The sequence below is a fragment of the Brevundimonas vesicularis NBRC 12165 genome (assembly GCF_001592205.1).
Lineage (GTDB): Bacteria > Pseudomonadota > Alphaproteobacteria > Caulobacterales > Caulobacteraceae > Brevundimonas > Brevundimonas vesicularis.
Genome location: NZ_BCWM01000019.1, coordinates 20,073 through 46,544, shown reverse-complemented (window position 1 = coordinate 46,544; position 26,472 = coordinate 20,073). Strand labels below are relative to the sequence as shown.

At 67.2% G+C, this 26,472-nt stretch carries 22 protein-coding genes; 9 read left to right on the top strand and 13 right to left on the bottom strand.

Annotated features, from left to right (window positions below; translation table 11 throughout):
* Positions 1-91: 91 nt before the first annotated feature.
* Positions 92-775 carry a DUF599 domain-containing protein gene (locus tag BVE01S_RS14145; RefSeq protein WP_055803258.1) on the bottom strand — a complete coding sequence of 228 codons (684 nt, stop codon included), beginning with the start codon at positions 773-775 and terminating at the stop codon, positions 92-94.
* A 139-nt stretch (positions 776-914) separates the two neighbouring features.
* Between BVE01S_RS14145 and ppa the strand changes: the two genes are divergently transcribed.
* Complete coding sequence (gene ppa / locus BVE01S_RS14140) at positions 915-1,475, top strand: inorganic diphosphatase (RefSeq protein ID WP_066552596.1); 561 nt, start codon at positions 915-917, stop codon at positions 1,473-1,475.
* Between the two features lie 65 nt (positions 1,476-1,540).
* Here ppa and BVE01S_RS14135 read toward each other — a convergent pair whose 3' ends face one another.
* Positions 1,541-2,071, bottom strand: a complete 531-nt coding sequence (locus BVE01S_RS14135) for a GNAT family N-acetyltransferase (RefSeq protein WP_066628863.1) — start codon at positions 2,069-2,071, stop codon at positions 1,541-1,543.
* A gap of 135 nt (positions 2,072-2,206) precedes the next feature.
* Here BVE01S_RS14135 and hslU point away from each other — a divergent pair, with 135 nt between their 5' ends.
* A complete protein-coding gene (gene hslU / locus BVE01S_RS14130) occupies positions 2,207-3,508 on the top strand; it encodes an ATP-dependent protease ATPase subunit HslU (protein WP_066628861.1) in 1,302 nt (433 codons plus the stop codon).
* Here hslU and BVE01S_RS14125 read toward each other — a convergent pair.
* Complete coding sequence (locus BVE01S_RS14125; RefSeq protein WP_240612139.1) at positions 3,498-4,802, bottom strand: YihY/virulence factor BrkB family protein; 1,305 nt, start codon at positions 4,800-4,802, stop codon at positions 3,498-3,500. The genes hslU and BVE01S_RS14125 overlap by 11 nt on opposite strands.
* Before the next feature lie 62 nt (positions 4,803-4,864).
* Between BVE01S_RS14125 and prmC the strand changes: the two genes are divergently transcribed.
* Positions 4,865-5,776, top strand: a complete 912-nt coding sequence (gene prmC, locus BVE01S_RS14120; RefSeq protein WP_066628858.1) for a peptide chain release factor N(5)-glutamine methyltransferase — start codon at positions 4,865-4,867, stop codon at positions 5,774-5,776.
* A 400-nt stretch (positions 5,777-6,176) separates the two neighbouring features.
* On the opposite strand, the gene BVE01S_RS14115 is transcribed toward prmC, so the two are convergent.
* From BVE01S_RS14115 to clpB, 3 genes are all read right to left on the bottom strand, one after another.
* Entirely contained in the window at positions 6,177-6,518 is a 342-nt protein-coding gene (locus tag BVE01S_RS14115) for a GIY-YIG nuclease family protein (RefSeq protein ID WP_066628856.1), read from the bottom strand.
* 297 nt (positions 6,519-6,815) lie between these two features.
* Positions 6,816-7,919 carry an FRG domain-containing protein gene (locus BVE01S_RS16585; protein WP_084375419.1) on the bottom strand — a complete coding sequence of 368 codons (1,104 nt, stop codon included), beginning with the start codon at positions 7,917-7,919 and terminating at the stop codon, positions 6,816-6,818.
* A gap of 26 nt (positions 7,920-7,945) precedes the next feature.
* Positions 7,946-10,534 (bottom strand): ATP-dependent chaperone ClpB, encoded by a 2,589-nt coding sequence (gene clpB / locus BVE01S_RS14110; protein ID WP_066628853.1) that lies wholly within the window; start codon positions 10,532-10,534, stop codon positions 7,946-7,948.
* 173 nt (positions 10,535-10,707) lie between these two features.
* On the opposite strand from clpB, the gene BVE01S_RS14105 reads away from it, so the two are divergent.
* Positions 10,708-11,349, top strand: a complete 642-nt coding sequence (locus BVE01S_RS14105; RefSeq protein ID WP_240612140.1) for a LysE family translocator — start codon at positions 10,708-10,710, stop codon at positions 11,347-11,349.
* A 22-nt stretch (positions 11,350-11,371) separates the two neighbouring features.
* On the opposite strand, the gene BVE01S_RS14100 is transcribed toward BVE01S_RS14105, so the two are convergent.
* The gene (locus tag BVE01S_RS14100; protein ID WP_066628850.1) at positions 11,372-13,675 is read right to left on the bottom strand and encodes a TonB-dependent receptor domain-containing protein; all 2,304 of its coding nucleotides are present in this window, start codon (positions 13,673-13,675) and stop codon (positions 11,372-11,374) included.
* A gap of 115 nt (positions 13,676-13,790) precedes the next feature.
* On the opposite strand from BVE01S_RS14100, the gene BVE01S_RS14095 reads away from it, so the two are divergent.
* The 3 genes from BVE01S_RS14095 (at position 13,791) to BVE01S_RS14085 (ending at position 17,990) form a co-directional block, all read left to right on the top strand.
* On the top strand, positions 13,791-15,737 hold the full coding sequence (locus BVE01S_RS14095; protein WP_240612141.1) for a BCCT family transporter: 1,947 nt from the start codon (positions 13,791-13,793) through the stop codon (positions 15,735-15,737).
* A gap of 46 nt (positions 15,738-15,783) precedes the next feature.
* Entirely contained in the window at positions 15,784-17,424 is a 1,641-nt protein-coding gene (locus BVE01S_RS14090; protein ID WP_066628846.1) for a serine hydrolase, read from the top strand.
* Between the two features lie 89 nt (positions 17,425-17,513).
* Positions 17,514-17,990 carry a hypothetical protein gene (locus tag BVE01S_RS14085; RefSeq protein WP_066628895.1) on the top strand — a complete coding sequence of 159 codons (477 nt, stop codon included), beginning with the start codon at positions 17,514-17,516 and terminating at the stop codon, positions 17,988-17,990.
* Here BVE01S_RS14085 and BVE01S_RS14080 read toward each other — a convergent pair.
* The 4 genes from BVE01S_RS14080 to BVE01S_RS14065 form a co-directional block, all read right to left on the bottom strand.
* Positions 17,987-18,691, bottom strand: coding sequence for a DUF4893 domain-containing protein (locus tag BVE01S_RS14080; RefSeq protein ID WP_205678535.1), 705 nt, complete (start codon positions 18,689-18,691; stop codon positions 17,987-17,989). The two genes, BVE01S_RS14085 and BVE01S_RS14080, sit on opposite strands and share 4 nt — an antisense overlap.
* A gap of 60 nt (positions 18,692-18,751) precedes the next feature.
* Positions 18,752-19,426 carry a DUF4893 domain-containing protein gene (locus BVE01S_RS14075; protein ID WP_066628838.1) on the bottom strand — a complete coding sequence of 225 codons (675 nt, stop codon included), beginning with the start codon at positions 19,424-19,426 and terminating at the stop codon, positions 18,752-18,754.
* A 40-nt stretch (positions 19,427-19,466) separates the two neighbouring features.
* Positions 19,467-20,753: a hybrid sensor histidine kinase/response regulator gene (locus BVE01S_RS14070; protein WP_169802126.1), complete on the bottom strand. Its 1,287-nt coding sequence runs from the start codon at positions 20,751-20,753 to the stop codon at positions 19,467-19,469.
* An 83-nt stretch (positions 20,754-20,836) separates the two neighbouring features.
* A complete protein-coding gene (locus BVE01S_RS14065; RefSeq protein WP_066628832.1) occupies positions 20,837-21,844 on the bottom strand; it encodes a DUF4167 domain-containing protein in 1,008 nt (335 codons plus the stop codon).
* Positions 21,845-22,197: 353 nt separating this feature from the next.
* Between BVE01S_RS14065 and BVE01S_RS14060 the strand changes: the two genes are divergently transcribed.
* On the top strand, positions 22,198-23,430 hold the full coding sequence (locus BVE01S_RS14060) for an NAD-dependent epimerase/dehydratase family protein (RefSeq protein WP_066628827.1): 1,233 nt from the start codon (positions 22,198-22,200) through the stop codon (positions 23,428-23,430).
* 8 nt (positions 23,431-23,438) lie between these two features.
* Entirely contained in the window at positions 23,439-24,332 is an 894-nt protein-coding gene (locus BVE01S_RS14055; protein ID WP_066628824.1) for a Rossmann-fold NAD(P)-binding domain-containing protein, read from the top strand.
* Positions 24,333-24,384: 52 nt separating this feature from the next.
* Here BVE01S_RS14055 and BVE01S_RS14050 read toward each other — a convergent pair whose 3' ends face one another.
* Both BVE01S_RS14050 and BVE01S_RS14045 read right to left on the bottom strand, forming a co-directional pair.
* Positions 24,385-24,996: a DUF1134 domain-containing protein gene (locus tag BVE01S_RS14050; protein WP_017506335.1), complete on the bottom strand. Its 612-nt coding sequence runs from the start codon at positions 24,994-24,996 to the stop codon at positions 24,385-24,387.
* Between the two features lie 125 nt (positions 24,997-25,121).
* Entirely contained in the window at positions 25,122-26,462 is a 1,341-nt protein-coding gene (locus BVE01S_RS14045; protein ID WP_066628823.1) for an APC family permease, read from the bottom strand.
* Positions 26,463-26,472 lie beyond the last annotated feature (10 nt).

Sequence of the window (26,472 nt, the reverse complement as noted above, 5' to 3'; positions counted from 1 at the left end):
TTACGCAAATATGGCGGGTCGCCTGACAAGACGGCGCTCTTTCGACGAAAGTCGGACGGGTGCTTAATCTCGCAACTGCGAAAGGATCGGCTTAGTTGTCCAACAGCCGCCGCGCATTGCGAATGGCGCGAGCGGCGGGCGACGCTTCCTGACGATAGATCAACAGGCCGAACGAGGACGCCACGCCCAAGGCCAGCCACAGCGGTCCAAACAGCCAGGCCGCCGCCGCCAGGGCGAAGTAATAGCCGCGCACACCCTGACTGAAGGAACTGAGCGCCGGGTTCAGAAGCTGGCCCGCCGCCTCGCTGAAAGCCTTGCGGTCGGTCTTGGTGTGGATCTCCGGCGCCGCGCCGATCAGCGCCAGGGCGTAGTTCATCTGACGCAGCGCCCAGATGAAATCCAGAAAGCCGCGCGCCAGGCAGATCAGCACCAGCGCCAGCTTGGCCTCCAGAATCTTCATCGGCACGTTTTCGGCGCCGACGGCGGCGAACCCCTGAAGCGCGCTCTCGCCGCCGAACAGGATGCCCGCGACCGCCGCGATCAGCAGCAGGTTGGTGGAGGCGAAGAAGGAGGCGGAGTTGATGGAATGACCCATCAGCTGGCTGTCGATCAGCTTCATCTCGCGATGGGTCATGGATTGCATCCAGGCCGCCCGGACATGCTCCATGTCCTGGTTCAGCGAGCCGCCCCTTCGGCTGATGAAAGCCAGGATGGGGCTGTATCCCAGCCAGCAGATGAAGAAGAGGGCCAGCGCCGCCCAATCGGTCCAGGTCATGATCCAGATGTCCGCGATGATGCGCCGCGACGCAAGTCCGCCAGGCCCGTGTTCGCCACATGTCGCCCTTGCCGTGACGGGCCGGGGAGCCTATCACCCTTCGCCTTTCAAAGTTTCGCAGTCGCAGCAAAGACCCGCCATGAACCTCGACGCCATTCCCGTCGGCCCGAACGCTCCCTGGGACATCAACGTCATCATCGAAATTCCGCAGGGCGGCCTGCCGGTGAAATACGAGATGGACAAGGCCTCGGGCGCGCTGTTCGTCGACCGCTTCCTGCACACCGCCATGTACTATCCGGGCAACTACGGTTTCGTGCCGCACACCCTGTCGGACGACGGCGACCCCTGCGACGTTATCGTGCTGAACCCGACGCCGGTCGTTCCGGGCTGCGTCATCCGCTCGCGTCCCATCGGCGTGCTGAAGATGACGGACGAGGCCGGCGGCGACGAGAAGATCCTGGCCGTGCCGGTCGACAAGCTGAACCCCTACTACACCGAGATCGCCAGCTATCGTCAGCTGCCCGCCATCCTGATCGAGCAGATCGAGCACTTCTTCACCCGCTACAAGGATCTGGAGAAGGGCAAGTCGGTCAAGGTCGAGGGCTGGGGCGACGCCGGCGAGGCCGCCGACCTGATCGCCAAGGGCATGCAGGCCCACCAGGACAAGCTGGCCAAGAACAAGGCCGCCAACGCCGCTTGATCCGGGCGACGAGCGCTTGAAGCCTTAAGGCGTCCTCCGATCGGGGGACGCCTTTTTGCTGACCGTCAGGCGCACCATTCGTGTCGCAGAAGGGCGTACTGACACGTGTTGACGTAGATGGGCTGGCCTGCGGCGTCGTTCGCGAACGAGATGAACTCGCGGAACAGCCCTTCTCGACGCATGCCCAGCCGTTCGCAAAGCCTCTGTGACGCCAGATTGTCGTCCTCGACATAGGCGCACAGGCGACGGGCCGCCTTGTCCTTGAACAGATGGTCGACCAGGGCGCGGGCCGCCTCTAACGCATAGCCGGCGCCCGCATAGGCGCTGTTGAAGTTCCAGCCGATGGACCAGGTGTCCGGCGCCTCGAACATCGCGAAGACATCGCCGATGACATGGCCGTCGGCCTTGGACTGGACGGCGATATGTTCGTCCTCGGCTGCGCGCTTGAGGACTTCCGCCTCGGCCGCCGCCATGTCCGGAAGCGCCATCGCGGCGAAACAGGCGGCGCGCGGATGATGAAGATAGGCGAGCAGGTCTGCGGCGTCGCCGGCCTGAAAGGATCGAAGGGTCAGACGATCCGTTTGCAAGGGTGTCATCAAGGGGCTCTGGTGCAGCTAACGCGGTCCTGGCGATCGGCATGACGCCCTTTCGCCGATGACGATAGGATTTTGTGCGCGCTGCGACGCCCCGCCCCTCTCCCGCAACGGTTCGGCCTCTCCTATCTGCGTCGCATGACCGAACTGACCCCCCGCGAGATCGTCTCCGAACTGGATCGCTATATCGTCGGCCAGAACGACGCCAAGCGCGCCGTCGCCGTCGCCCTGAGGAACCGTTGGCGCAGGAAGCGCGTGCCGGCGGACCTGCGCGATGAGGTGACGCCCAAGAACATCCTGATGATCGGTCCCACCGGCGTCGGCAAGACAGAGATCGCGCGGAGGCTGGCGCGGCTGGCGGGCTCGCCCTTCCTGAAGGTCGAAGCGACCAAGTTCACCGAGGTCGGCTATGTCGGCCGCGACGTGGATCAGATCGTGCGCGACCTGGTCGAAAGCGCGCTGATCATGGTGCGCGAGCGCCGGCGCGGCGACGTGCGGGCCAAGGCCGAGGCCGCCGCCGAGGACCGAATCCTGGACGCCCTGGTCGGACCGGGCGCGGGCGCGGCGACGCGGGACAGTTTTCGAAAGAAGCTGCGCGCCGGAGAGCTGGACGACAAGGAGATCGAGATCGCGCTGGCGGACACCGCCTCGCCGATCCAGGGCCTGGACATTCCGGGCGGCGGCAACGTCGGCCTGCTGAACCTGTCCGAAATGCTGGGCAAGATGGGCGGCGGGCGCACCAAGACGGTCAAGCTGACGGTGCGCGATGCGACGACGCCCCTGATCGCCGAAGAGGGCGACAAGCTGCTGGATCAGGACAGCCTGACGCAGGAGGCGCTGAAATTGGCCGAGAACGAGGGCATCGTCTTCCTGGACGAGATCGACAAGGTGGCGGCTCGCCAAGGCGCGTCCGGCGCGGACGTGTCGCGTGAGGGGGTGCAGCGCGACTTGCTGCCCCTGATCGAGGGCACCACGGTCTCGACGAAATACGGGCCGGTGAAGACCGACCATGTGCTGTTCATCGCCTCGGGCGCCTTCCACGTCGCCAAGCCCAGCGACCTGCTACCCGAGCTTCAGGGACGGCTGCCGATCCGGGTCGAGCTGAAGGCCCTGACGCGCGACGACTTCAAGCGCATCCTGACCGAGCCGGAAGCCAATCTGATCCGTCAGAACCAGGCCCTGCTGGCGACCGAGGACGTGACCCTGACCTTCACCGACGATGCGGTCGAGGCGATGGCCGATGCGGCGGTGGCGGCCAACAGCGCGGTCGAGAACATCGGCGCGCGCCGGCTTCAGACCGTGATGGAACGGGTGCTGGAAGAAACCAGCTTCAAGGCCTCGGACCTGTCGGGCCAGACCGTGACCTTCGACGGCGATGCGGTGCGCGAGAAGATGGACGCCCTGACCAAGGACGTCGATCTGAGCCGTTTCATTCTGTAGCGACGCGCTCGGCGGCCTTGCGGTTCTGGCGGCCGCGCAGGCGGTCCGCCACCCGCTCGGCCTGGCGCTGGGTGAAGGCGAGAGCTGCTGGGTTGCCGCGTCGGGCGCCGATGCTGTCGGCGACCTTGGCGCCGCGCTCGCCGATCGGCAGGGGCTTGCCGGTCGTGGTGTCCACGGCGGTCTGGTGCTCGATCTCGGCGTTCATCTCGGCGCCCATGAGGATCACCTGCACCGACAGCCAGGTCCACAGCAGGAAACCCATCATGGCCGCCAGCGGGCCGTAGCTGTCGGTCCGCACGAAGTTGGATAGATACCAGCTGAACAAGAAGGACACGGTCAGGCTGAGGACCGCCGCGAAGATCGCGCCCGGCGTGACCCAGCGCCAGCGCGCGCGCTGACGGCAGGGACCGAAACGGTAGATGACGGTCAGGGCGGCGATATAGCCCGCCAGCAGCAGCGGCCAGCGCAGCGGGGCGATCAGGCCCCATTCCTCCTCCAGCCCGAACAACCGCACCACCACCGGCACGCCGACGACAAGGACCGAGGTCAGCAGCACGGCGATGATGGCCCCGACGGTGAAGGCCATGCAGATCAGGTTGTAGCGCACGATGTTGCGGCGCTCGACCTCGTGGTAGGCGACGTTCAGGCCGTAGAACAGCACCTTGACCGCCCCGTTGGCGGTCCATAGCGACAGGGCCAGGGTCCAGGCCAGGGTGAAGGTCAGCTGGCTGTTGGAGTTCTCGGCCAGCCGCTGCATCTCCCCGCCCAAGAACTCGGCGATGCTGTCGGGCAGCAGGGCGTAGAGGAACTGCAGCCGGCCCCAGGCGTCGGCCGGATCGGCGAACAGGCCGTAGAGGGTGACGAACGTCCCCAGCAGCGGGAACAGCGACAGCAGGGTGAAGAAGGTCACGCCGCCGGCGACGAAGCCGACCCGGTCGCCGAAATAGGACCCGCCAGTGCGCCAGACGATGTCGGACCAGCCTCTGTGCGGAATGTGCTCGGGCCGTTTGGCCATGCGGCCGCGACCGGGCTCCTGGGCCTCGTAGTCCTCGGGCGTGGGGACCTTGGGCGGCAGGGGTTCGGGGCGGGGGGCGCGCAGCTCGACCCCGACCTTGTGCCCCTGGCTGTAGAGCAGGTGGGCGGTGCCGGCGCCGGCGGCCAGACCCCCGGCGGCGGCGGCCAGGAACTTCCATACCCGACCCCGCTCAGACGGCGCGGGCGCCCGGGCGAACAGGTTGCGAAGCGGGGCGAGGCGGGAGGGGCGGCGCGCAGTCATCCCGACGCGAACGGTCAAGCTGGCCTCGCGTTCCTCCCGTCGCGCTTGAAATCGGCGCCGGGCCGGGCCAATCAACGCCCATGACCGACCCCATCACGCCCAAGTCCGACACCGACGCCCCGACCCTGCTGACCGCCTGGAAGGCGGCGCAGGCCCGGCTGAAGACCGGCCGCATCGACAGCCCCGCCATCGACGCCCGCCTGCTGCTGGAGGCCGCCGCCGGCGCCAGCCGCATGGACATCCTGACCGACCCCTATCGGCCCATCACCGCCGACCAGCTGAGCGCCTATGAGGCCATGGTCGAGCGCCGGCTGAAGCGCGAACCCGTCTCGCGCATCGTCGGCAAGAAGGGCTTCTGGAAGATCATGCTGAACGTCACCCCTGACGTCCTCAGCCCCCGCCCCGACACCGAGACCCTGATGGACGTCTCCATGCTGGCCTTCGGCAAGACCGAGGCCTTCGACGTCATCGACCTGGGCACCGGCTCGGGCGCGATCCTGTTGGCGCTTCTGGCCGAGCGGCCGGCCGCGCGCGGGGTCGGCACCGACATCTCGTCCGAGGCCCTGGCGGTGGCCAAGGAGAACGCCGCCAACCTGGACCTGAACGACCGCGCGACCTTCCTGCGCACCGAATGGGCGGCGGGCTTCGGCGACGCCAGCTTCGACCTGGTGCTGTCCAACCCGCCCTATATCCCGACCGACCATATCGCGACCCTGGACCCGGAGGTCCGCGACCACGACCCGCACCTGGCCCTGGACGGCGGCCCGGACGGCTTGCAGGCTTACCGCGACCTGGCGCCCGAGGTGAAACGCATCCTGAAGCCGCTGGGCGTCTTCGCCGTCGAGATCGGCTTTGACCAGGGCCCGCAGGTCAAGGAACTGTTCGAGGCCGCCGGCTTCACCGACGTCAAGATCATCAAGGACCTGGGCGAACGCGACCGCGTCGTCACCAACGGCCCGGACCCGCGCACCAACCCCATCCCGCAGGACTGACCGAGATCAGACGGTCGGCGGACAAAAACACCGTCTAATTCGTCTAATTCGTCTGATTTGGCCCTCCCCGACCGTGCGATGCGTCCCCTGCGGACGAACCGAGACAGGATCGCACGGTTTGGAGGCATGGGCAGGAGGATGACGCTGGCGGGCGGCAGGGTGTTGAAATCGTTGGCGGGACCCATCTCGATTAAGACGGCTGCCACTTATTTCGTCATCCTCCGGCATGCCGCGCCTCCGCGGCGCAGACCGGAGGACCCAGCGGCGCCGAAGGCGATCCGCCCGCATCGCGATGTTTGAACACTGCGTCCGCGACAGGTTCGCGCTCACGCGCGCCGCTGGGTTCCCCGGTCTCCCCCCGCTTTCGCGAGGGTCGCCGGAGGATGACGAAAAGAATGGATCAATCCTCTTCAACCGGCGGCCGCCAGTTCGGATCGTTCACCGGAAACCAGTCCTCGGCCAGATCCCGCCATTCCGGATTCTCCGACTCGATCAGCTTCAGCTTCCAGTCCCGCAGCCACTTCTTGATCCGCTTCTCGCGGGCGATAGCCTCGACCACCCAGGCGTGCCGCTCGAACCAGACCAACCGCGTGCATCCATGCGAGGCGGAGAAGCCCTCGAACACGCCGCTGCGATGCTTCCAGACCCGCGCCTCCAGGTTCGCCGTCATGCCGGTATAGAGCGTGCCGTTGCGCCCGCTGGCCATGATGTAGGTCGCGATAAACGTCCGATGCGTCGGCATGGACGTAACCTAGGCCGTACACTGTCTTTCGTCATCCCGTTCGCCGCTCTCTGCTTTCGTCATCCTCCGGGCCGCGCAGCGGAACCGGGGGACCCAGCGGCGCGCGAGAGCGCGATCCTGTCGCGGACCAGGTCTTCTCGCATCGTGCGGCGGAAGGATTTCGCCTGACGGCGCCGCTGGGTCCCCCGGTCTGCGCCGCGAAGACGCGGCTTGCCGGAGGATGACGAAAGGAACGAGGCGTTGCTTACCGTATGACGGGCACGGCAATAATTACAGCCCGTCGGGTGCTGTAAAAAGTTACCACAACCGGGAGTCAAATTTGATGTCTTTAGCCAAAGTATCAAGTCCTGGAAACAAAGTACTTTCCGAAATGCCCAAGCTTGCCAATTCCTCGCGAATTTCATCTGCGACCAAACCCGATACGTTCCAATATCTTAAGTCTTCCGACTCCGTATCCTCACACTCCAACGGGTGAGGCTCGACGGTAAATACCGAACGCTGAATAATCACCCGTTGATCCAAATAGGGCGGGCGAACAACCTCAATCCTCTGAATATTAAAGGGATCAATCGTGGACTCCAAATCGATTTCAGGAGCCCCGTGACGATAAGCAAAGATTTGGCCATCGTCTGACACCCCGTCATTATCGCGTACTGAGAGGTAAAGAGCTACCAAAGGATTTTCCGTCCAATCCAATAGACGGGTCGGTAGTCCGAAATGTTGCGCAAGAACCAACCATTCCCAGATGGTTGAAGGTGGCGCGGGCAATAAACTCCGAGCGCGGCGTCTGAACTCCCCGACTATTCTTCGCTCATAATCTCGCAGTTCTGACGGGCCGAGGTCAGCGCTCCGAAGCCTATGCACGCTAGCCTGCAGACCCCATCGACAGGATGATTGACCGCGAAAAAGCCATTCGCCGGGAGCATCCCGTTCAACGATTTCGAGAAGACCCCTGACAGACCGGATAACGATATTTCTTGGCTTCTCGTAGACTGAAGCAATCCAATTCATGCCTCCTTGACGGAAAAACTCCCTTTCACCCCAAGAAAAATAGTCATCACCATCCATAATGACCCAGCCCACGCCAAGCTCTACGACATCCTCGGGCTGTGCGTAGAAGGCAACTATCTCATCTAGGAGAACGCCATCTGGCGCGACCGAACTCAGCCACGAGACATCAGGCGTGAGCAGATATTCGGCTACACAATCTTCTGTACCAAAGCCGCTGCCATTCCGCTCATAACGAGCCGCTGCCGCTTTAGAGCGCGCTACTACGAAGCAGTTCTCCTCAGCGCTGGGCGTTTCCACCCAATAGAGCTTCAGCGGACTTAGTTTTTTGGAGCTAGCGAGGGCTTCCTCACGCCGTGTGACGCTTCTCAAGTCTGGTGGATCGTCTTTCATTCAGGTCAGCCTAGTTTACCTGTCGCTTAATGCACCCGCATCTTCCCGATCTCCAATCCGCCCTCGCCGGCGGTGACGGCGATCACGCCGCCGTCCTCGATCTCGCCGGCTAGCAGCTTTCTCGCGATCGGGTCGACAAGGTCCTTCTGGATGACGCGTTTCAGGGGTCGCGCGCCATAGGCGGGGTCGTAGCCGCGGTCGGCGAGCCAGGCCAGGGCGCTGTCGTCCAGGTCCAGGGTCAGGCGGCGGTCGGCGAGAAGCTTCTCGAAGCGTGACAGCTGGATGCGGACGATGCCGCCCATCTGGTCGCGGCCCAGGCGGTGGAACAGGATGATCTCATCGATCCGGTTCAGGAACTCGGGCCGGAAGTGGGCGCGCACGGCGTCCATGACGAAGGGGCGCACGGCCTCCACATCATCGCCCTCGCCCTGATCGGCCAGATACTGGCTGCCCAGGTTGGAGGTCATGATGATCAGGGTGTTCCTGAAATCGATGGTGCGACCCTGGCCGTCCGTCAGGCGGCCGTCGTCGAGCACTTGCAACAGCACGTTGAAGACGTCGGGGTGGGCCTTTTCGACCTCGTCGAACAGGACGACCTGATAGGGGCGACGACGCACGGCCTCGGTCAGGGCGCCGCCCTCGTCATAGCCGACATAGCCGGGAGGGGCGCCGATCAGGCGGGAGACGCTGTGCTTCTCCATATATTCCGACATATCCAGTCGGGTGATGGCCGCCTCGTCGTCGAACAGGAACTCGGCCAGCGCCTTGGTCAGTTCGGTCTTGCCCACGCCGGTCGGGCCCAGGAACAGGAAGCTGCCCAGCGGTCGGTTGGGATCGTTCAGGCCGGCGCGAGCGCGGCGCACAGCGTCGGAGACGGCGGCCAGGGCCTCGTCCTGACCCACCACGCGACCGCCGAGCGCGGTTTCCATCTGGAGCAGTTTCTCGCGCTCGCCCTCCAGCATCTTGTCGACAGGCACGCCGGTCCAGCGGCTGACGACGGCGGCGATCTGTTCGGCGTCGACGACCTCGGGGGTCAGGGGGCCCTTGCCGGAGGTCTCATTGGCCTCGGCGTCTTCGAGCTGCTTTTCGATCTGAGGGATCTGGCCGTAGGCGATCTCTGACGCCCGGCCCAGGTCGCCGGCGCGCTGGGCGTTGGCGAGTTCCAGGCGCAGGCGGTCCAGGGTTTCGCGCAGTTGGGCGCCCTGGCCGACCTTGTCCTTTTCGGCCTTCCACTGGGCGGTCAGGTCGTCGGACTGGCCCTCCAGATCGGCGATCTCGTCCTCCAGCTTTTCCAGACGGTGTTGGGAGGCCTGGTCGGTTTCCTTCTTCAGGGCCTCGCGTTCGATCTTCAGCTGGACCAGGCGGCGGTCGATCTCGTCCAGGGCCTCGGGCTTGGAGTCCACGGCCATGCGCACGCGGCTGGCGGCCTCGTCGATCAAGTCGATGGCCTTGTCCGGCAGGAAGCGGTCGGTGATGTAGCGGTTCGACAAAGTGGCTGCGGCCACAATCGCGCTGTCGGAAATGCGCACGCCGTGGTGGACCTCGTACTTCTCCTTCAGGCCGCGCAGGATGGAGACGGTGTCCTCCACCGTCGGTTCGGCGACAAAGACCGGCTGGAAGCGGCGGGCCAGCGCGGCGTCCTTTTCGACGTGCTTGCGGTATTCATCCAGGGTCGTGGCGCCGACGCAGTGCAGCTCGCCGCGCGCCAGAGCCGGCTTCAGCAGGTTGGACGCGTCCATGGCCCCGTCGCCCTTTCCGGCGCCGACCAGGGTGTGCATCTCGTCGATGAACAGGATGATGCCGCCCTCGGCCGCCGAGACCTCGGACAGGACGGATTTCAGACGCTCCTCGAACTCGCCGCGATACTTCGCGCCGGCGATCAGGCTGCCCATGTCCAGCGCCATGACGGTCTTGTCGCGCAGGGATTCGGGCACGTCGCCGTTGACGATGCGCAGGGCCAGGCCCTCGACGATGGCGGTCTTGCCGACGCCGGGCTCGCCGATCAGGACAGGGTTGTTCTTGGTGCGGCGGGCCAGGACCTGGATGGTGCGGCGGATCTCTTCGTCGCGGCCGATGACCGGGTCGATCTTGCCGTCGCGGGCGGCCAGGGTCAGGTCGCGGGCGTAGCGTTTCAAGGCGTCATAGCCGTCCTCGGCGCCGGCGGAATCGGCGGTCTTGCCCTTTCTCACCTCGGCGATGGCGGCCTCCAGCTTGTCGGCGGTGACGCCCGAAGCCTTCAGGACCTCGGCGGCGACCCCGCCCTCCCTGGCGAGCGCCGCCAGCAGCCGTTCGGTGGTGACGAAGGCGTCGCCGGCGGTCTTGGACGCCGCCTCGGCGGCGGCGAAGACGCGCGCGGTGTCTCCATCCAGATAGAGCTGGCCCGAGCCGCCGGTGACCTGGGCGCGCTTCTTCAGCGCCGTTTCGACATCGGCTTCGGCGCGGCGGGCGTCGCCGCCGGCGGCCTTGATCAGATTGCGGGCCAGGCCGTCGCGTTCCTCCAGCAGCACCTTGAGCAGATGCTCGGGCGCGAACTGCTGGTGCCGGCGGGCCAGGGCCAGCGACTGGGCCGACTGGAAGGCCTGTTTGGCGCGGTCGGAATAGAGTTCGAGATTCATGGTTTCAGTCCCCTCGGAAGGCGGATGGATTTCAGCGCGCCCTCTGCTGAGCAGCGCGCCGTTGAGATCGAGGTGGGTGTGACGATCGGGTCACACAAGGGGTCCGCTGGGCGGCTTTCGGGGCTGTCCGTTTCGCCGCCGCGCGCCTAGGCTCTGGCGAACAGGAGCGCCTCGTGATCGCCCATTCCGCCTGGCCCGTCGATCCGGCCGTCGTCGGCCCCTTTCTGATCGCCGTGGCGCTGATCGAGCTGACGCCGGGGCCGAACATGGGCTGGCTGGCGCTGGTCGCCTTAGCGCGGGGACGGCTGGCCGGTTTCGCGGCGGTGGCGGGCGTGACCCTGGGGCTGGCGGTGTGGATGCTAGCGGCCGCCTATGGGCTGACGGAGGTCTTTTCCGTCTGGCCGCCGCTGTATCAGGGCCTGCGTTGGGCGGGCGTGCTATTTCTGCTGTGGCTGGCGTGGGAGGCCTGGCGCGCGCCGACAATCGAGGCGGCGCCCACGCCGGACGCGCGCTCGCTTCGCGGCCTGTTCGTGCGTGGCCTGATGGGCAATCTGCTGAACCCCAAGGCCGCGGTCTTCTACGTCGCCCTGCTGCCGACCTTCATGCGGCCCGACCACGGCGCGCCGCTGAGCCAGGCCCTGACGCTGGGGAGCCTGCATCTGGCGGTCGCCGTCCTGGTGCACAGCCTGATCGTGATCGGCGGCGCGGGCGCGGCGCGGCTGGCGCCCCGGATGCAGGGTCGCGCCCTGCGCGCGGTGATGGCCGGCGGCCTGATCGTGGTTGCCGCCTGGCTGGCCTGGGAGACGCGAACCTGAGCCCGCATCTCCCGTCAGGGCGTCAGCCCCCGGTCGGGCCGGTCGAGAAGTCGAACTGTTCCGGCTGGCGGCGCGGACCGCCGAAGTTCCAGGTCAGGCCGATGTAGAAGGCCCGCAGCTTGATGTCCTGCTCCGAGCGTTCGCGGAACTGCGGCGTCTCGTAGATGGTCGTGGTGTTGAAGGTGTTGAAGATATCCCGCGCGGTGAAGTTGAACGACAGCTGCTCGTTCAGCTTCCTGCGATAGCCCAGATTGACCATGCCGCCGGCCTCGCGCCGGCCCTGGGCCAGCAGACTGTCGCCCTGCCAGAAGCTGGAGACCTGGACGAAGTCCTTGGCGGTCGGCTGCCAGTTCAGGCTGAGACGCCCGCTGGCCAGGGTGGCCTCGCGGTCGCCGCCGCCGACGACAGCGCCCGAGTCGATCTCCTGACGGAAGACGTTGACGCTGGCGCTATAGCGCAGGGTCGGATGCAGTCGCCCGTTCGCCGTCGCCTCCACGCCCAGGTCGCGACGCGAGCCCAGGTTTTCCGGACGGGTCAGGAAGACGCCGCCGCCGATGTCGGACGCCACGTCTGTGAACGCCTTGTCGGTGTTCCGCAGATAGGCGGTGGCCTGATAGAAGCTCTGGCCCTTTCGCATCTGCCACATGGCCTCGAAGCTGTCGGTCTCCTGCGGCTCCAGATCTGGATTGCCCGAGCGGACGTTCAGCGGGTCCTGATAGACGACGAAGGGATTCAGCTGGCTGGGCTGGGGCCGCTGGATGCGGCGCGAATAGCTGGCGCGCAAGGTCTGTTCGGGCGTCAGCTGATACTGGAGGTGGGCGGTCGGATAGGCGCGGAAATAGTCCTGAGACGCCGAGGCGCCGCCGGTCAGATCCTTGATCTCGATGTCCGCCTGCTCAAGCCGCAGACCCAGCTGGGCCGACAGCTTCTCGCCCAGCGGCCGCTCATAGGTGGTGTAGAGGGCATGCACCGTCTGGGTGGCTTCGAAGCGGTTGTTCAGGGCCGGAACCGGCGCCAAGGCCGCCTGCGAGGGACCGCGCAGGAACTCGGCGTCCTGCTCTGGCCGCTGGGCGTTCAGCTCATAGCCCAGGCGCAGCTTGCCGCCGTCGGACATCGGGCGGGTATAGGCGCTGGTGAAGCCCCAGGTCACCTGATCGACCGCGGTCCTGGTCCGCTCGTACAGAGCCGCGCCCGCCGGGGTCAGGAAGGTGGTCAGGGTCTGGCTGGTGGTGTCGTTGGCGTTGGAATCGTAGCGCAGCTCGTTGGACCACTCATGGCCGTCGCCGTCGAAGCGGCGCAGCACTCGCGCCGTGGCGCCCCAGTTGTTGAAGGTGAAGTCTGAATCGCCGACCCGGCGATAGGCGCTGGTCACCGCGCCGGCGGCGTTGCGGGTTTCATACAGGCCGTCGCCCGACCCCGTGCCGTCGAAGGCCACGCCGCGCAGTTCGCCGGTCAGCTGGGTCTTGTCGTCCAGCTTATATTCGGCGGTGAAGCGGGCGAAGGCGCCGTTCTGCTCGGACTCGACCGGCTGTTCGACGGTCGTGGTCGACACCACCGCGCCGGTGACCGGGTCCAGCTGTTCACGGACGCGGTTGAAGGTCAGTTCGGTCGGATCGGAGCGATAGCTGGCGTCGCCCGACAGGGTCAGGCGATCCTTCTGGTACGAGCCGCTGAGGCCCGCGTTCCAGCGGCCGTTGTCGCCGACGTTGACGCGCAGCGAGCCGGTCGTCTGGGTCCCCGGCTTGGGCGCCGTGGGCTTGGTGATCAGGTTGATGACCCCGCCCGAACCCTCGGGGCTGTAGGCGGCGGACGGATTGGTCATGACCTCGATGCGGGCGTATTGGCTGGCCGGCAGCTGGATCAGGGCCTGGCCGCGACCGGGGCCGGTCAGGATGCCGGACGGGCGGCCGTCGACCAGAATGGTGACATTGGCGTCGCCGCGAAGCGACACGTTGCCCTCAGGGTCCACGTCCACCGACGGCACGTTGCGAAGCGCGTCAGCCAGACTGCCCGTCGTCGCCTGAAGGTCATTGGCCAGGCTGTAGCTGACCGAGTCGATCGAGGTGCGCACGTCATTGGCGCGGGCGTTGACGACCACGTCGCCGACGCTGGCGGGCTGCTGTTGCTGGGCCGGTTCGGTCGTCTGAGTGCGCGGCGCGGGCGTCTGCGCCGTGGTCGCCGGGGTCTGGGCGGCCGGCTGGCTCGTCGTCGCCGGCGGCGGGGTCTGCGAGACGGTCTGGGACGAATTCTGGGATTGAGCCAGAGCGGCGCCGGGCAGGGCGACGGCGGCCGCACCCAGCATGAGAACGAGTTTGGAAGAGGTCATGCCCCGGCGATCCTGAAAGAGTGCGCAGGCGTCTGTTTGCGCCCGTCGATAAGCCTGACTATCGACGTTACTTTGAATCGCAAAGTTACATCTTCTTCATCGAGACGGCGCGGTTGTGGCCAAGCTGGGAACTGTCAGCTTCGCCATACGCTTTGACCCGATGCTGACCACGAAGATGAACCCCCGCGTGTTCTGGGGCGCGAGCGCCATCATCGCGCTGCTGCTCCTTGTCGCCATCGTCGCGCCGGGAGAATCCGACCGCCTGTTCCAGAGTGTTCAGGCCTGGGTGATCGACACCTTCGGCTGGCTTTATATCGCCTCGGTCGCCGCCTTCGTGGGGCTGGTGCTGGTGCTGGCGATCGGCCCCACGGGCGCGCTGAAGCTGGGGCCGGACGACGCCGAGCCGGACTTTCCCTATCTGTCCTGGCTGGCCATGCTGTTCGCCGCCGGCATGGGGATCGGCCTGATGTATTTCGGCGTCGCCGAGCCGATCCAGCACTATATCAATCCGCCCGAGGGCGCCGGCCGCACCTTCGACGCCGCGCGTCAGGCCATGGGCATCACCTTCTTCCACTATGGGGCCCACGCTTGGTCGATCTATGCGCTGGTGGGCCTCAGCCTGGCCTTCTTCGCGCACCGCAAGGGTCTGCCGCTGACGCTGAGGTCGGGCCTGTCGCCCTTGCTGGGCAAGCGCGTCAACGGGCCGATCGGCGATGCGGTCGACATCTTCGCCATCTGGGGCACGGCCTTCGGCATCGCCACGTCTCTGGGTTTTGGCGTGTCGCAGATGAACAGCGGCCTGACCTATCTGCTGGGCATTCCCAACACGGCCTGGGTTCAGGTGGGGCTGATCGTCGTGGTCATGGCGGCGGCGACCGCCTCGGTCATGAGCGGGGTCGGCAAGGGGGTGCGCCGTCTGTCAGAGCTGAACCTGGTTCTGGCGGTGCTGCTGATGCTGTTCGTGCTGGTGGTCGGCCCGACCGGCTTCTTGTTCAAGGCCCTGGTCCAGAACTTCGGCTTCTACCTCAGCCATTTCGTCGAGCGGACCTTCACCCTCTACGCCTATGAGCCGCGCGCCTGGATGGCGGACTGGACCCTGTTCTACTGGGCCTGGTGGATCGCCTGGTCTCCGTTTGTGGGGATGTTCATCGCGCGGATTTCGCGCGGGCGAACAGTGCGGGAGTTCCTGCTGAACGTGCTGCTGGTGCCGGCCGGCTTCACCTTCCTGTGGATGACCGTCTTCGGCAATACGGCGATCAGCCTGGACATGGGCCAGGCGGCGGGCGCGATTTCCAACGCCGTCTCGGCGGACTTGTCGACCGCCCTGTTCTACTTCCTGGAGCAACTGCCGGGCGCGGCCTTCACCTCGGGCCTGGCGATCCTGCTGGTGGCGGTCTTCTTCGTCACCTCGGCCGATTCGGGGGCCTTGGTGATCGACACCATCGCCTCCGGCGGCGCCGACGACACGCCGCGCTGGCAGCGGGTCTATTGGTGCCTGCTGCTGGGCCTGATCGCCGCCACCCTGCTGCTGGCGGGCGGGCTGGGGGCGCTACAGGCCGCCACCCTGGCCGCCGCCCTGCCCTTCGTCCTGATCATGATCCTGCTGTCGATCGGCCTGGTGCGCCAGATGAACGCCGACGTCGCGGGCCGCAACCTCGAGACCGAAGGCGCGCCCCTGGCGCAGCAGTTGAAACGCATCCTGGCCCCGGCCAGCCGCAGCGATATCAACGATGAGATCGAGCGCCACGGCCTGCCTGCGCTGGAGACGGTTCACGCCGCCATGGAGGCAGAGGCGGCGGATTCCGAGATCGGGCGTGACGACGGCGTCGCCTGGCTGACGGTCAAACAGGGCGAACGCACCTTCATCTATCGCCTGGGCGCCCGCTCGCGTCCGCGTCCCGCCGTGACCCAGCGCGAGACGCCCGAAGGCCGCCGCCTTCTGGAATGGCGACTGACCGCCCAGACCGGCCAAGGCGAACGCCCCCACGACATCACCGGCTTCACCCGCGACCAGATCGTCGCCGACGTGTTGGAAAAGCTTCAACGCTGGCGACTGGCCTAGACGACGAAGGGGCGCTAGCGTCCGGCGGTCTTCGCTGGAGTTCGCCATGTCCCTTCGTCTGTCGCGCCGCACCCTGTTCGCTTCCGGAGGCGCGGCGGCGCTGGCGGCGGGGCCCGTGTTCGCCCAGAGCGCGCCGGCGAACGACGATGCGTCGCTGGCGGCGGCGGTGGACGCCTATGTGGCCAAGTGCATGGCGGCCTGGCCGGATCAGCCGGCGCTGGGCGTCGCAGTGGTGAAGGACGGGGCGACCGTTCTGGCGCGCGGTTATGGCGTCAAGGTTCAGGGCAAGCCAGGGCGGGCCAATGAGCACACCCTGTTCGCCATCGCCTCCAACACCAAGAACGTCACCGCCGCCGCCCTGGCCATCCTGGTCGACGAGGGCAAGGTGAAGTGGGATGAGCCGGTTCGGACCTATCTGCCCGGCTTCACCCTGTCCGATCCCTATATCGGCGAACACATCACGGTGCGCGATACGCTGAGCCACCGGGCCGGGTTCGGCCTGGGCGCCGGCGACCTGCTGTTCTGGCCTAACAGCGACCGGACTCGCGCGGAAGTGCTGGCCCAGGCCGCCTTCGTGCCGATCGAGGACGGCTTCCGGGCGCGCTATCACTATTGCAACCTGATGTTCGTGGTCGCGGGCGCGGTGCTGGAGGCCGTGTCGGGGATGAGGTGGGAGGCCTTCATCCAAATGCGCATCCTGGACAAGGTTGGGATGACCGAGACCGTGCCGCTGGCGCGTCTGGCCGATGCGTCCAAGTCCGCCCTGCCCCACGGCCGGGTCGGGCCGCCGCTGCGCTATCAAGGCCCGATGACGCCCATCGCCAAGTCCATCGTCGAGGTGTGGAACTGGGATTCGGCGGCGGCGGCGGGGGGCATCTGCACCACTCCGACCGACTGGGCCAAATGGATCGCCGTGCGGCTGAACGAGGGCAAGCTGGCGGACGGGACACGGCTGTATTCCGAAGATGCGGCGCGCGAGATGTATCGCCCCAACATCATCGTCGGCTCGTCGGCCGGACCGACGGCGGAACTGCCCAACCGCTCCATCGCCTCGACCTATGCGATGGGTCTTCAGGTTCAGGACTATCGCGGCGAGCGGATCGCCAGCCACGGCGGCGGCTCGCCCGGCGGGATTTCCGCCACGGTGCTGATCCCGGGCCGCAAGACCGGCTTCAGCGTCTTCTCCAACGCCGAGGAGAGCTTCCTGCTGCGCGCCTTGCGGTCCGGCATCACCGACATCTGCATGGGCAAGGTCGATGTGGACTGGATCGCAGACTCCAAGAAGCTGGAGGCCGAGGGCAATGCGAAATCCATCGCCGCCGCAGCCGAGATAGACGCCAAACAGGCGGCGGGCGCGCCCCCGTCCATGCCGCTGGAATCCTACGCCGGGACTTGGCGCGATCCGTGGTACGGCGACATCGTCATTGCGCCCAAGACCGAAGGACGCGGCCGCAACAGGAAGAGCGGCCTGTGGCTGAGCTTTACCCATACGCCCGCCCTGCAAGGCTGGCTGGAGCCGTATGACGGCGAGACCTTCCGCACCCGTTTCCCGGACAAGCGCGAGGAGGACGCCTTCGTCACCTTCTCGATCCTGACGGCCAAACCGGCGACGGCGACGGTGAAGGGGGTCAGCCCCGACATCGACTTCAGCTACGACTACCAGGACCTGGGACTGACGCGCGTGTGACCTCGGACGACCCTGTGACCCAGGGTCGCAAACCGGAACGGCCCTGGCGTCCTGACGCTGTCTTCCCATCAATGGAAAGGGAGACCGTCATGTCCAAGACCCCAAACCCGCGCGCGCTGGATCGCGACGAAGCCGATATGGTCGAACAGACGAAGGCGCTGGCCGAACGTTCGCCGGCGGAACTGCGCGACCTGATCGGGCGGCTGCGCGGGCGGCGTGACCGGGTGCAGCGTCAGATCCGAGGACGCGTTCGTGCGGGAGAGAGCGGCCCGGATACGGGTGCGCGTGAAAAGAAGGCGCTGCTAACCGAGGCCATCGCCCGCGTCGCCAATGAGATGGACCGGCGTAAATCCGGCTCTAAATCCGGCGGGGCGTCCGCGACGGCGACCGACAATCTGCGCGAGGCCGTCCGTCGCAAGGCCGAAAGCCCGAGCTGGACCGGGCCGGAGGATCGCACCGCCGATCTGGGACCCAGCGAAACGCCGAACACCAAGATCGCCCCGTCAGGCGCGCTTCACGCCGAGGGCATGCGCGCCGCGATCGCCCGCTCGACCGGCGCGCGCTAGCCGGTGATCTCGAGTAGCTCCAGCTTGGCTTCCTGCTTGGGCCACGGCAGGACCAGGCGCCAGCGGTTCTGGCCGATGCGCTCGATGACGCCGACCTGATCGCGTTCGGCCTTGTCGCCATAGGCGGGGAAGGTCTTCTCGTCGGCGCCCCAGGCCTGGGCGCCGACATAGACGGCGCGGCGGTCGGTGTCGGGATAGATCAGGCCGCGCGTGCGCTGCGATCCCGTCGTCTTGGTCAGGACCAGATCGCCGCCGGGCGTCAGCTCGACCGAACAGGCGAACCAGGGATATTCGACATAGGCCAGTCCCTGACCCTCGACGCGGCGGCCCATCTTGATGGTGCGGCAGCGATAGGTTCCGGGGCCGGGTTGGATGCGGCCCGTCTGGGCGGCGTTGGGATCGGCGAGCGGCCCCAGGGCCTCGACCTGACGCGAGAAGCCGCCGTCCTCCGCCTCGGCGCGGGCCATGCGCCAAGCCTGATCCAGCCGGCCAAGCAAGCTGGCGTCGGCGGCCTTGGCGACCTGACGCCAGGAGTCGGTTCCGCCCTGCATCCCCTCGTCGGGAGCGGCTGCGGACTGCGTCGCCGCCGTCGCCTCAGATGCGGCCTGGGCCTCGGTCGGGGCGGCGGGACTGTTGTCGCCACAGGCCGCCAGGGCTGTCGTGGTCATCAGGGCCAGAACGGCCAGAGGGGTGCGGCGCATCAGCGTCTCCATCGGTTGCCCTGACCGAACGTGACAGGGCGCCCGAGGTTCAGCCGAACCTTAGCCGCGCGGCGCCGGGACCAGCTCGATCAGGTCCAGATTGGATTCGGTGTTGGGCCACGGCAGAACCAGCCGCCAGCGCGCCTCGCCGATGCGTTGCAAGATGGCCACCAGATCGCGGTCGGGGTTGCGGCCATAGGTGTTGGCGGCGGGCTCCTGCGCCAAGGCCAGCGAGCCGAGCATCACCATATGGCGGTCGTCTTCGGGAAAGAGCAGGCCGGAGGGGCGCTGCGAGCCGGTTAGCTTGGAGAACTTCAAGCCTTTCGGCGTCTGTTCGATGCGGCAGGCGAACCAGCCGTAGACGACATAGCCCAGCCCGTCCTCGCCCCCCTGGGTGCCCAGTTTGACGGTGCGGCAGCGATAGTCGCCGGGCAGGGGCGCGACGCCGGGCCGGTCGGCCTTGGGGTCGATCAGATCGCCCAGGCTGTTCAGGTCGCCGGAGCCGCGCTGACGTTTGGCCTGTTGCAGGGCCAGGGTCCAGGCGGCGTCGACGCGGCGATAGCGATCCCGGTCGGCCGAGGTGATGACGCCGCGCCAGTCCATCAGCGCGCCCGATGCGCCGGACGGCGGCGGGGGCGGCGGCGGCGGGGTCGAGGCGCAGGCGACGACGGCGCACAGGACGGCCAGCGGCGCCAGACGACGCGTGAGCGAACGGAACGGGACGAACGGGGACATCGACGCTTCCCTTGGGGCGATCAGGCGAACTTTAAGCCTCTTAGGCCCTCTCGCGACCGTCGGCGTCAACCTCCGGGCCGCCCAGCGCCGTATTCAGCGCAGCCGCCAGGGCCGCCAGATCCAGCGGCTTGGCCAGCCAAGCGTCGAAGCCGGCGGCGCGGCCGCGCGCCCGGTCCGGCGCCGATACGGCCGCCGTCAGCGCAAGGACCGGCACATGGCGCGTCAGGGGATCGACGTCCAGCCGCGCCTTGACCTCATAGCCGTCCATGTCCGGCAGGCCGATGTCGAGCAGGATGACGTCGGGTCTGAGCGCACGCGCCAGATCCAACCCCTCCGGTCCCGTCGTCGCGGCGTGCAGGGTCAGGCCCAGCCCGCTCGCCGCCTGGCGCATCAAGGCGATGTTGGCGGGATTGTCCTCGATGTAGAGCACCACCGCCTGACGCGATGACGCCAGACCCGGCGCGGAGGCTGCCGGCAAGCTGAGTGAAAAGATCGTACCCGCGCCGGGGTCGCGCGCCATGGTCAGGGCGCCGCCCATCCGCTCGGTCAGCCGCTGGACCGAGGCGACGCCGAGGGCGGTGCCGCCTCTGGCGTCGCGACCATCCAACGGGCGGAAAGGTCGGTCGTCGCCCGCACCGACGGGGATCATGCCGGCGTCATGGATGGCGATGACGATCCGGTCCTCGGCGCGCGACATCTCCATGCGCACCGTGCTTCCGCCGGGTGAATGACGCAGGGCGTTCTCGACCAAGCGGCGCAGGATGCGGCGGATCTGGCCCGGATCGGCCATGACGGACAGGCCGTGGGCGGGCGGCGGACAGGCCAGCGTCACCCACGCCTCCCGCGCCTGCGCCTCCAGCCCATCGCAGACCTGACGCAGCGCAAGACGCAGATCGACGCGGTGCAGCGAAGGCGAACCGCCGCCGTCACCGCCGGTCATGAAGGCTTCGGTTTCCTCAATCAGGGCCAGCAGGACGCCGGCCGCGGCCTCGATCTGACGCACGGACTGAGTCTGACGCGCGGTCAGGGGATTGGCCGGGTCGTCGGCGCGCAGCAACTGGGTGAAGCCCATGATCGTGGTCAGGGGACTACGCAGTTCGCGCCCGAGGGCCTGCATGATCTCGTCCCGCGTCCGAAGCTCGGCGGTCAGGCGGTCGACCTCGCCTTCGGCCGTCGTCAGGGCGCGGCGCAGGCCTTGGGTCTGCTGGGCGATGCGGGCTTCGAGCCGGGCGTTCTCTCGACGCAAGCCCTCGGCGACCCCGTGCGCCTGAAGCCAGAGCCAAATCCCGGCGCAGGTTCCCGCCAGCGCCAGGGACAAGACAAGCAAGACGAAATCCATGACGCCCCTCCGACGCGCCATATTGACGCGTCGAAGTTGCGTTCAGGTAAACATGCCCGCTTGGGTTGTTGTCAGTCTTCGCTGGCCGTGGCGGCTTCGGGCTTGCGACGCGGCGCACGGCGACGCGGGGCCGCCTCGCCTTCGGCTTGCTCGGCCGGGGCCGACGACACCGGCGCACGGGTCAAGAAGCCCGGCAGGGCGGTGGGGGCGTCGCCCTCGTCCGCCGCAACAGCGGCGGCGGTGCGGCGCGGACGGCGTGCAGGACGTTCGTCGGCAGCCGGCGCCTCGACGCTTGGGGCTTCAGCGACAGGGGCTTCAGCGGTGGGCGCTTCGCTGACGGCTTCGGCGCGGTCGGCCTCGGCGTAGGCGGGGGCGGCGCCCTCAGCGCCGTCTTGGGCGCCGTCCTGATTGTCGAAGCGACGATTGCGTTCCTCGCGGCGACGCTCCCAGCGTTCGCGGCGGCTTTCGCGACGACCGCCGCCCTCGCCTTCGGCGCGGACCTCGTCGCCCTCGCGCGGCTCACGGGGTTCGCGCGGCTGCTGGCCGTCGCGGTTCTGGTCACGGTCACGATCACGGTTTTGATCGCGGTCGCGGTTGTCACGGTCCCGGTCCCGGTCGCGATTGTAGTCGCGGTCGCGGTTCTGATCACGGTTCTGGTTCTGCTCGGCGCGTTCGGCGGCCTCCGCGGCCTGACGGTCGGCGGCCTGCTGAGCGGCGACGAAGGCGGCGGCCTGAGCGCCGGATTCGTCCTCGAAGTCGATGTCGAAGCCCTGGTTGGACTGTTCGCGCGCGGCGATGTCCGAGAAGGACCGCTGCGGCTGGAGCGCGCGCAGGACGCGGTAATAGTGTTCGGCGTGCTGCTGATAGTTTTCGGCCAGCACCCGGTCGCCGCTGGAGGCCGCATCGCGGGCCAGCTGCTGATAGCGCTCATACACCGTCTGGGCGTTGCCCCGGACCTTGATGTTCTCGGGGCCTTGCGAATCCCACGAACGATTCGGATTGGCGTTGTTGGCGTTATTGGCGCCCGCCTTGTTCCGATTGCGTCCGCGCTGACGCTTCATGCCCTTGAAATCTCTCATTCGCGCTACCGTGTGCAGGGGCGGACCAAAGCCTGAAGGCCGGTTCCGTCCGTTTCGTGGTTCCGTCTCGCTCGGGGCCGATCCCCGATTGTCGAACTGTCGGAATGCCTTGTCGCCCGCATGGTGCGCCGGTCCTTTCGGGACCGACCGTCATGGCCGGCTCAAGCCGCGAACAGCCGGGTATGCGCCCGTAAAGCTGCGATTGAGTGGGAGACGGCAGAGACTTAACCCGAGTGGGCGGCCTTTCCAAGCGATATTCGTCAATGCGTCGCACCGAACCCTGCACAGCGCCGCTTTGCCAAGCGCGACGGCTGGGCTAGGCATGACCTTTGAGACGACGACGAGGCTATCCCATGCGCGTGCTGGTTCTGGGCGGCGACGGTTTTTGCGGCTGGCCCACGGCCCTGCATCTGTCGGCCGAAGGGTGGGACGTGACCATCGTCGACAACCTGAGCCGCCGGAACATCGACAACGAGCTGGAGGTCCAGTCCCTGACGCCGATCCGCACCATGGGCGAGCGGATCAAGGCGTGGAAAGACGTGTCCGGCCGCGACATCGGCTTCGTTAACATGACGGTCGGCAAGGAGTTCGACCGCCTGGTCGCCCTGATCCGCGACCTGGCCCCCGACAGCGTGGTGCATTTCGCCGAGCAGCGGGCCGCCCCCTATTCGATGAAGTCGGCGCGGCACAAGCTGTATACCGTCGACAACAACATCAACGCCACCAACCATCTGCTGGCCGCCATCGTCGAAAGCGGCCTGGACGTTCATCTGGCGCACCTGGGGACGATGGGGGTCTATGGCTACGGCACCGCAGGCCTCCGCATTCCCGAGGGCTATCTAAAGGTGACGGTGGATACCGACAACGGCCCCGCCGAGCAGGAAATCCTGTTCCCGCCCAATCCGGGCAGCATCTATCACATGACCAAGACGCAGGACGCCCTGCTGTTCCAGTTCTATGCCCGCAACGACAATCTGCGCATCACCGACCTGCACCAGGGCATCGTCTGGGGCACCCAGACCGCCGAGACCAAACAGGACGAACGACTGATCAACCGCTTCGACTATGATGGCGATTACGGCACGGTGCTGAACCGCTTTTTGATGCAGGCGGCGGTCGGTTATCCGCTGACGGTGCATGGATCGGGCGGCCAGACGCGGGCCTTCATCCATATTCAGGACACGGTGCGCTGCGTCGAACTGGCGCTGAAGAACCCGCCCAAACGCGGCGAGCGGGTCAAGATCCTGAACCAGATGACCGAGAGCCGCCGCGTGCGCGATTTGGCGGCCATGATCGCCGACAAGACCGGCGCCGAAATCCACAATGTCGCCAATCCGCGTCAGGAGGCCGACGAAAACGATCTGGTCGTCGCCAACGACCAGTTCCGCGACCTGGGGCTGAAGCCGATCACCCTGGCGCAAGGCCTGATGGACGAGGTCACGGATATCGCCCGCCGCTATGCCGACCGCGCCGATCTGGGTCGGGTGCCGTGCGTCTCCGCCTGGAACCAACGCCGGGCGGAGGCGCTGGAAAATGACGCGCGACCGGCAGTTGACGCGCCACCTTCCCAAGTTCTGACGGCCTGAGTTTCGTAATGCCTATCGCCTCCCCTCCCCTCGATCTGCTGGTCTTCGGCGGCGGCTATCTGGGGCGGGCGGCGGCGCTGGAGGCCATACGCCGCGGCGGACGGGCGACCGCCACATCGCGCGATCCCGAGCGACGCCGCGCCCTGGCGGCCGACGGGATCATGGCCATCGACCCCAGCGATGCGGCTGCCCTTAAGACGGCGCTGGAGGCGGCGACGGCCGTGCTGATCACCGCCGCGCCGGACGCCCAAGGCTGTCCCGGTCTGCGGGCCCTGGGGCCCCTTGCGGGCGACGCCTGGCCCGACTGGATCGGTTATGTCTCCTCCACCTCCGTCTATGGCGACCGGGCCGGCGGATGGGTATTCGAGGACGGGCCGCTGAACGCCGCCAATCTGGAGGGCGCGCGCCGTGTCCGGGCCGAACGCGATTGGCTGGATGGGGCGCAGGGGATGGGGCTGACCGTCCAGATCTTCCGCCTGCCCGGTTTCTACGGGCCGGGGCGCAGCGTGGTCGAGCGGCTGAAGGAAGGCACGGCGAAACTGGTCAGAAAGCCCGGCCAGGTCTTCAATCGCATCCATGTGGACGACATCGTCTCGGGCCTGTTCGCGTCGATGGCGCAGCCGCGACCGGGCACCGCCTACAATCTGACCGACGACGAACCGTCGCCCGCCGATGTGGTGATGGAATGGGCGGCGGATCGGATGGGCCTGCCCCGCCCGCCAGAGGTGGACTGGACCGACGACAGCGTCAGCAAGGCGATGCGTCGCTTCTATCTGGACTCCAAGCGTGTCTCGAACGCACTGGCCAAGGCCGAGCTGGGCTGGCGGCCCGCCTATCCCAGCTGGCGCGAAGGGCTGGCGACGCTGATGGACGCGCCGCCGCCGCTGCGATTGGTGAGCTAGGGCGCAGTCACGCGCCCTAGCCGCGAGCGACCGCGTCGCGAGCCTAGCGCGCTTAGAAGGGCAGCAGATTGCGCTGGCGGCTGTAGCTCATGGTGCCGACGTTGGCGCCTAGGCGCAGGCCGACGCCGGTGCGGATGGGGGCCAGGACGATGCCGTCGGCGCGCTGGTAGTTCACACCCAGGCCCGCGACCAGATAGGCCGAACCCTCGATGCCGGGATAGCGGCGATAGATCATGTCGGGGTGATACAGACCATAGACCAGGGTGAAGACGCGGCTGGCGTTGCCGCCCCAGTCCCAGCCCACCGACGCGCCCTGCCAGAACACCTCCTGAGAGGCCGACAGGTCCTTCATGTGCAGGGCGCCGCGGCCGTAGCGGGCGCCGACGACCACGGCGCCGGAGCCTTCCTCGCCCGCGATATAGGCGGTCGGGCGGTCGCCCTGGTCGGCGAAGACACGCTCGATCGCGCCGCCCACGACCTCAGCCGCGATGCCCAGCTCGCGCGAGCCGGCCGAAACCAGTTCATCGAAGCTGTAGGCCTGGGCGGTCTGGTCCGAGCGGATCGGATAGTTGGGATCGCGCGGCGGCGCCGAGGCGCAGGCGCCCAGCGACGAGGCGCCGGCGGCGGTGGCGAGGCCCGAAAGGATCAGTTGGCGGCGATGCATGGAGGGCGCTCCGAAAGGCGACGAGAGGACGGCCGGCTGGCGCGCCGGTCTTGGCCTCACCGTCCCCGACCTTTGCGGCAGCCTTGCGGCTTCAAGGTTAACGGGGACTTACCAGGACGCGCGGATCAGGCCGCTGCACGCTTTCGCCGGACCAGCACCCAGGCGAGCCCGATCAGGACGGCGAGGGTTCCGAACGCCTTGGCGGCCGTCAGCGGGTCCTCGACCACGAAGATCACGAACAGGGTCGTATTGATCGCCAAGGCGATGATCGCCGGCAGGGGATAGAGCGGCATCTTCCACGGCCGTTCCAGATTTGGCTCGCGCACCCGCAGGACGATGACGGCCGCATTCACCAGAACGCTCATCAGCGCCAGCAGCGACGTCGAAAAGGTCAGCAGGGTCTCATAGACCCCGATGGTGGCCAGCAGCCCGCCGGCCAGCACGGTCGCGATCAGGGCCAGACGCGGCGTGCCGTTGGCGGCGACCCGGGTCAGGGCCGAGATCTGATACTCGCGCGCCATGGCGAACAGGACGCGCGGGAACACCATGACCATCGCATTGATGATCGTCACCAGCGACACCAGCGAAATGGCCGTGACGATGGGGCCGGCGACATCGCCGAACACCCGACCGGCCGCATCCGCGGCGACGAGGTTCGAGCCGGCCATCTCGGCCGGCGTCAGGACGTTCAGATAGGCCAGGTTGGCCAGCACATAGATCACCGTCACAACCGCGATGCCCGAGAAGGTCGCCCGCGCGATCGTCCGCCCCGGATCGACCACCTCTTCGCAGAAGTAGGAGGCGCTGTTCCAACCGTAATAGGTGCCTGAGATGGCCCGCAGGGCCATGACGATGCCGCCGAAGGTCAGCGCCGCCGCCGTCGCCGGCGCGATCTCGGTCGCGACGGGCGCGCCGCGCGGCGCCAGGAACAGGCCGATGATCAGCACGGTGAACAGGGCCGCCTTGACCGCGCTGCCGATCTCCTGCGACCGACCGCCGACCTTGGTGCCCAGCCATTGCACGCTGCCCACCACGACCACGATCAACAGGGCGAGGACGCCGATGGGCACGCTGGTCGCGACGCCCAACCGATGCAGATATTCGCCAAAGACCACGGCGATGAAGGCGATGCCGCCCATATTGCCCAGCCAGTCGCAAACGCCGACGGCGAGGCCGGTCAACGACCCGAAGGCGCGTCGGGCGAAGATATAGGGGCCGCCCGTCTTGCGGATCGAGGCGGCCAGCTCGACGGTCGACATGGCGTCGATCCAGGCGACCAGACCGGCGACGCACCACAGGGCGATGATGATCGTGGGGTTCTGAACCCCCTCGGCGACCACGCCAGGGGTGCGCAGTATGCCCTGACCGATGACGCCGCCGACCACGACGGCGACGCCGAACGTCACGCCCAGGACGCGCAGCAGATGGCCGCGATCCGGTTGGGCCGCCTGAGGTTCCGTCGTCATCGCCAATGTC

Bases quoted from the DNA above. Each gene is read 5' to 3' on its own strand.
- prmC (WP_066628858.1), top strand. From the start codon at position 4,865: ATGACCGACCCCATCACGCCCAAGTCCGACACCGACGCCCCGACCCTG.
- BVE01S_RS14055 (WP_066628824.1), top strand. From the start codon at position 23,439: ATGCCTATCGCCTCCCCTCCCCTCGATCTGCTGGTCTTCGGCGGCGGC.
- BVE01S_RS14115 (WP_066628856.1), bottom strand. From the start codon at position 6,518: ATGCCGACGCATCGGACGTTTATCGCGACCTACATCATGGCCAGCGGG.
- ppa (WP_066552596.1), top strand. From the start codon at position 915: ATGAACCTCGACGCCATTCCCGTCGGCCCGAACGCTCCCTGGGACATC.
- BVE01S_RS14090 (WP_066628846.1), top strand. From the start codon at position 15,784: ATGTCCCTTCGTCTGTCGCGCCGCACCCTGTTCGCTTCCGGAGGCGCG.
- BVE01S_RS14145 (WP_055803258.1), bottom strand. From the start codon at position 775: ATGACCTGGACCGATTGGGCGGCGCTGGCCCTCTTCTTCATCTGCTGG.
- BVE01S_RS14135 (WP_066628863.1), bottom strand. From the start codon at position 2,071: ATGACACCCTTGCAAACGGATCGTCTGACCCTTCGATCCTTTCAGGCC.
- clpB (WP_066628853.1), bottom strand. From the start codon at position 10,534: ATGAATCTCGAACTCTATTCCGACCGCGCCAAACAGGCCTTCCAGTCG.
- BVE01S_RS14050 (WP_017506335.1), bottom strand. From the start codon at position 24,996: ATGCATCGCCGCCAACTGATCCTTTCGGGCCTCGCCACCGCCGCCGGC.
- BVE01S_RS14045 (WP_066628823.1), bottom strand. From the start codon at position 26,462: ATGACGACGGAACCTCAGGCGGCCCAACCGGATCGCGGCCATCTGCTG.
- BVE01S_RS14060 (WP_066628827.1), top strand. From the start codon at position 22,198: ATGCGCGTGCTGGTTCTGGGCGGCGACGGTTTTTGCGGCTGGCCCACG.
- BVE01S_RS14100 (WP_066628850.1), bottom strand. From the start codon at position 13,675: ATGACCTCTTCCAAACTCGTTCTCATGCTGGGTGCGGCCGCCGTCGCC.
- BVE01S_RS14085 (WP_066628895.1), top strand. From the start codon at position 17,514: ATGTCCAAGACCCCAAACCCGCGCGCGCTGGATCGCGACGAAGCCGAT.
- BVE01S_RS14080 (WP_205678535.1), bottom strand. From the start codon at position 18,691: ATGCGCCGCACCCCTCTGGCCGTTCTGGCCCTGATGACCACGACAGCC.
- BVE01S_RS14075 (WP_066628838.1), bottom strand. From the start codon at position 19,426: ATGTCCCCGTTCGTCCCGTTCCGTTCGCTCACGCGTCGTCTGGCGCCG.
- hslU (WP_066628861.1), top strand. From the start codon at position 2,207: ATGACCGAACTGACCCCCCGCGAGATCGTCTCCGAACTGGATCGCTAT.
- BVE01S_RS14065 (WP_066628832.1), bottom strand. From the start codon at position 21,844: ATGAGAGATTTCAAGGGCATGAAGCGTCAGCGCGGACGCAATCGGAAC.
- BVE01S_RS16585 (WP_084375419.1), bottom strand. From the start codon at position 7,919: ATGAAAGACGATCCACCAGACTTGAGAAGCGTCACACGGCGTGAGGAA.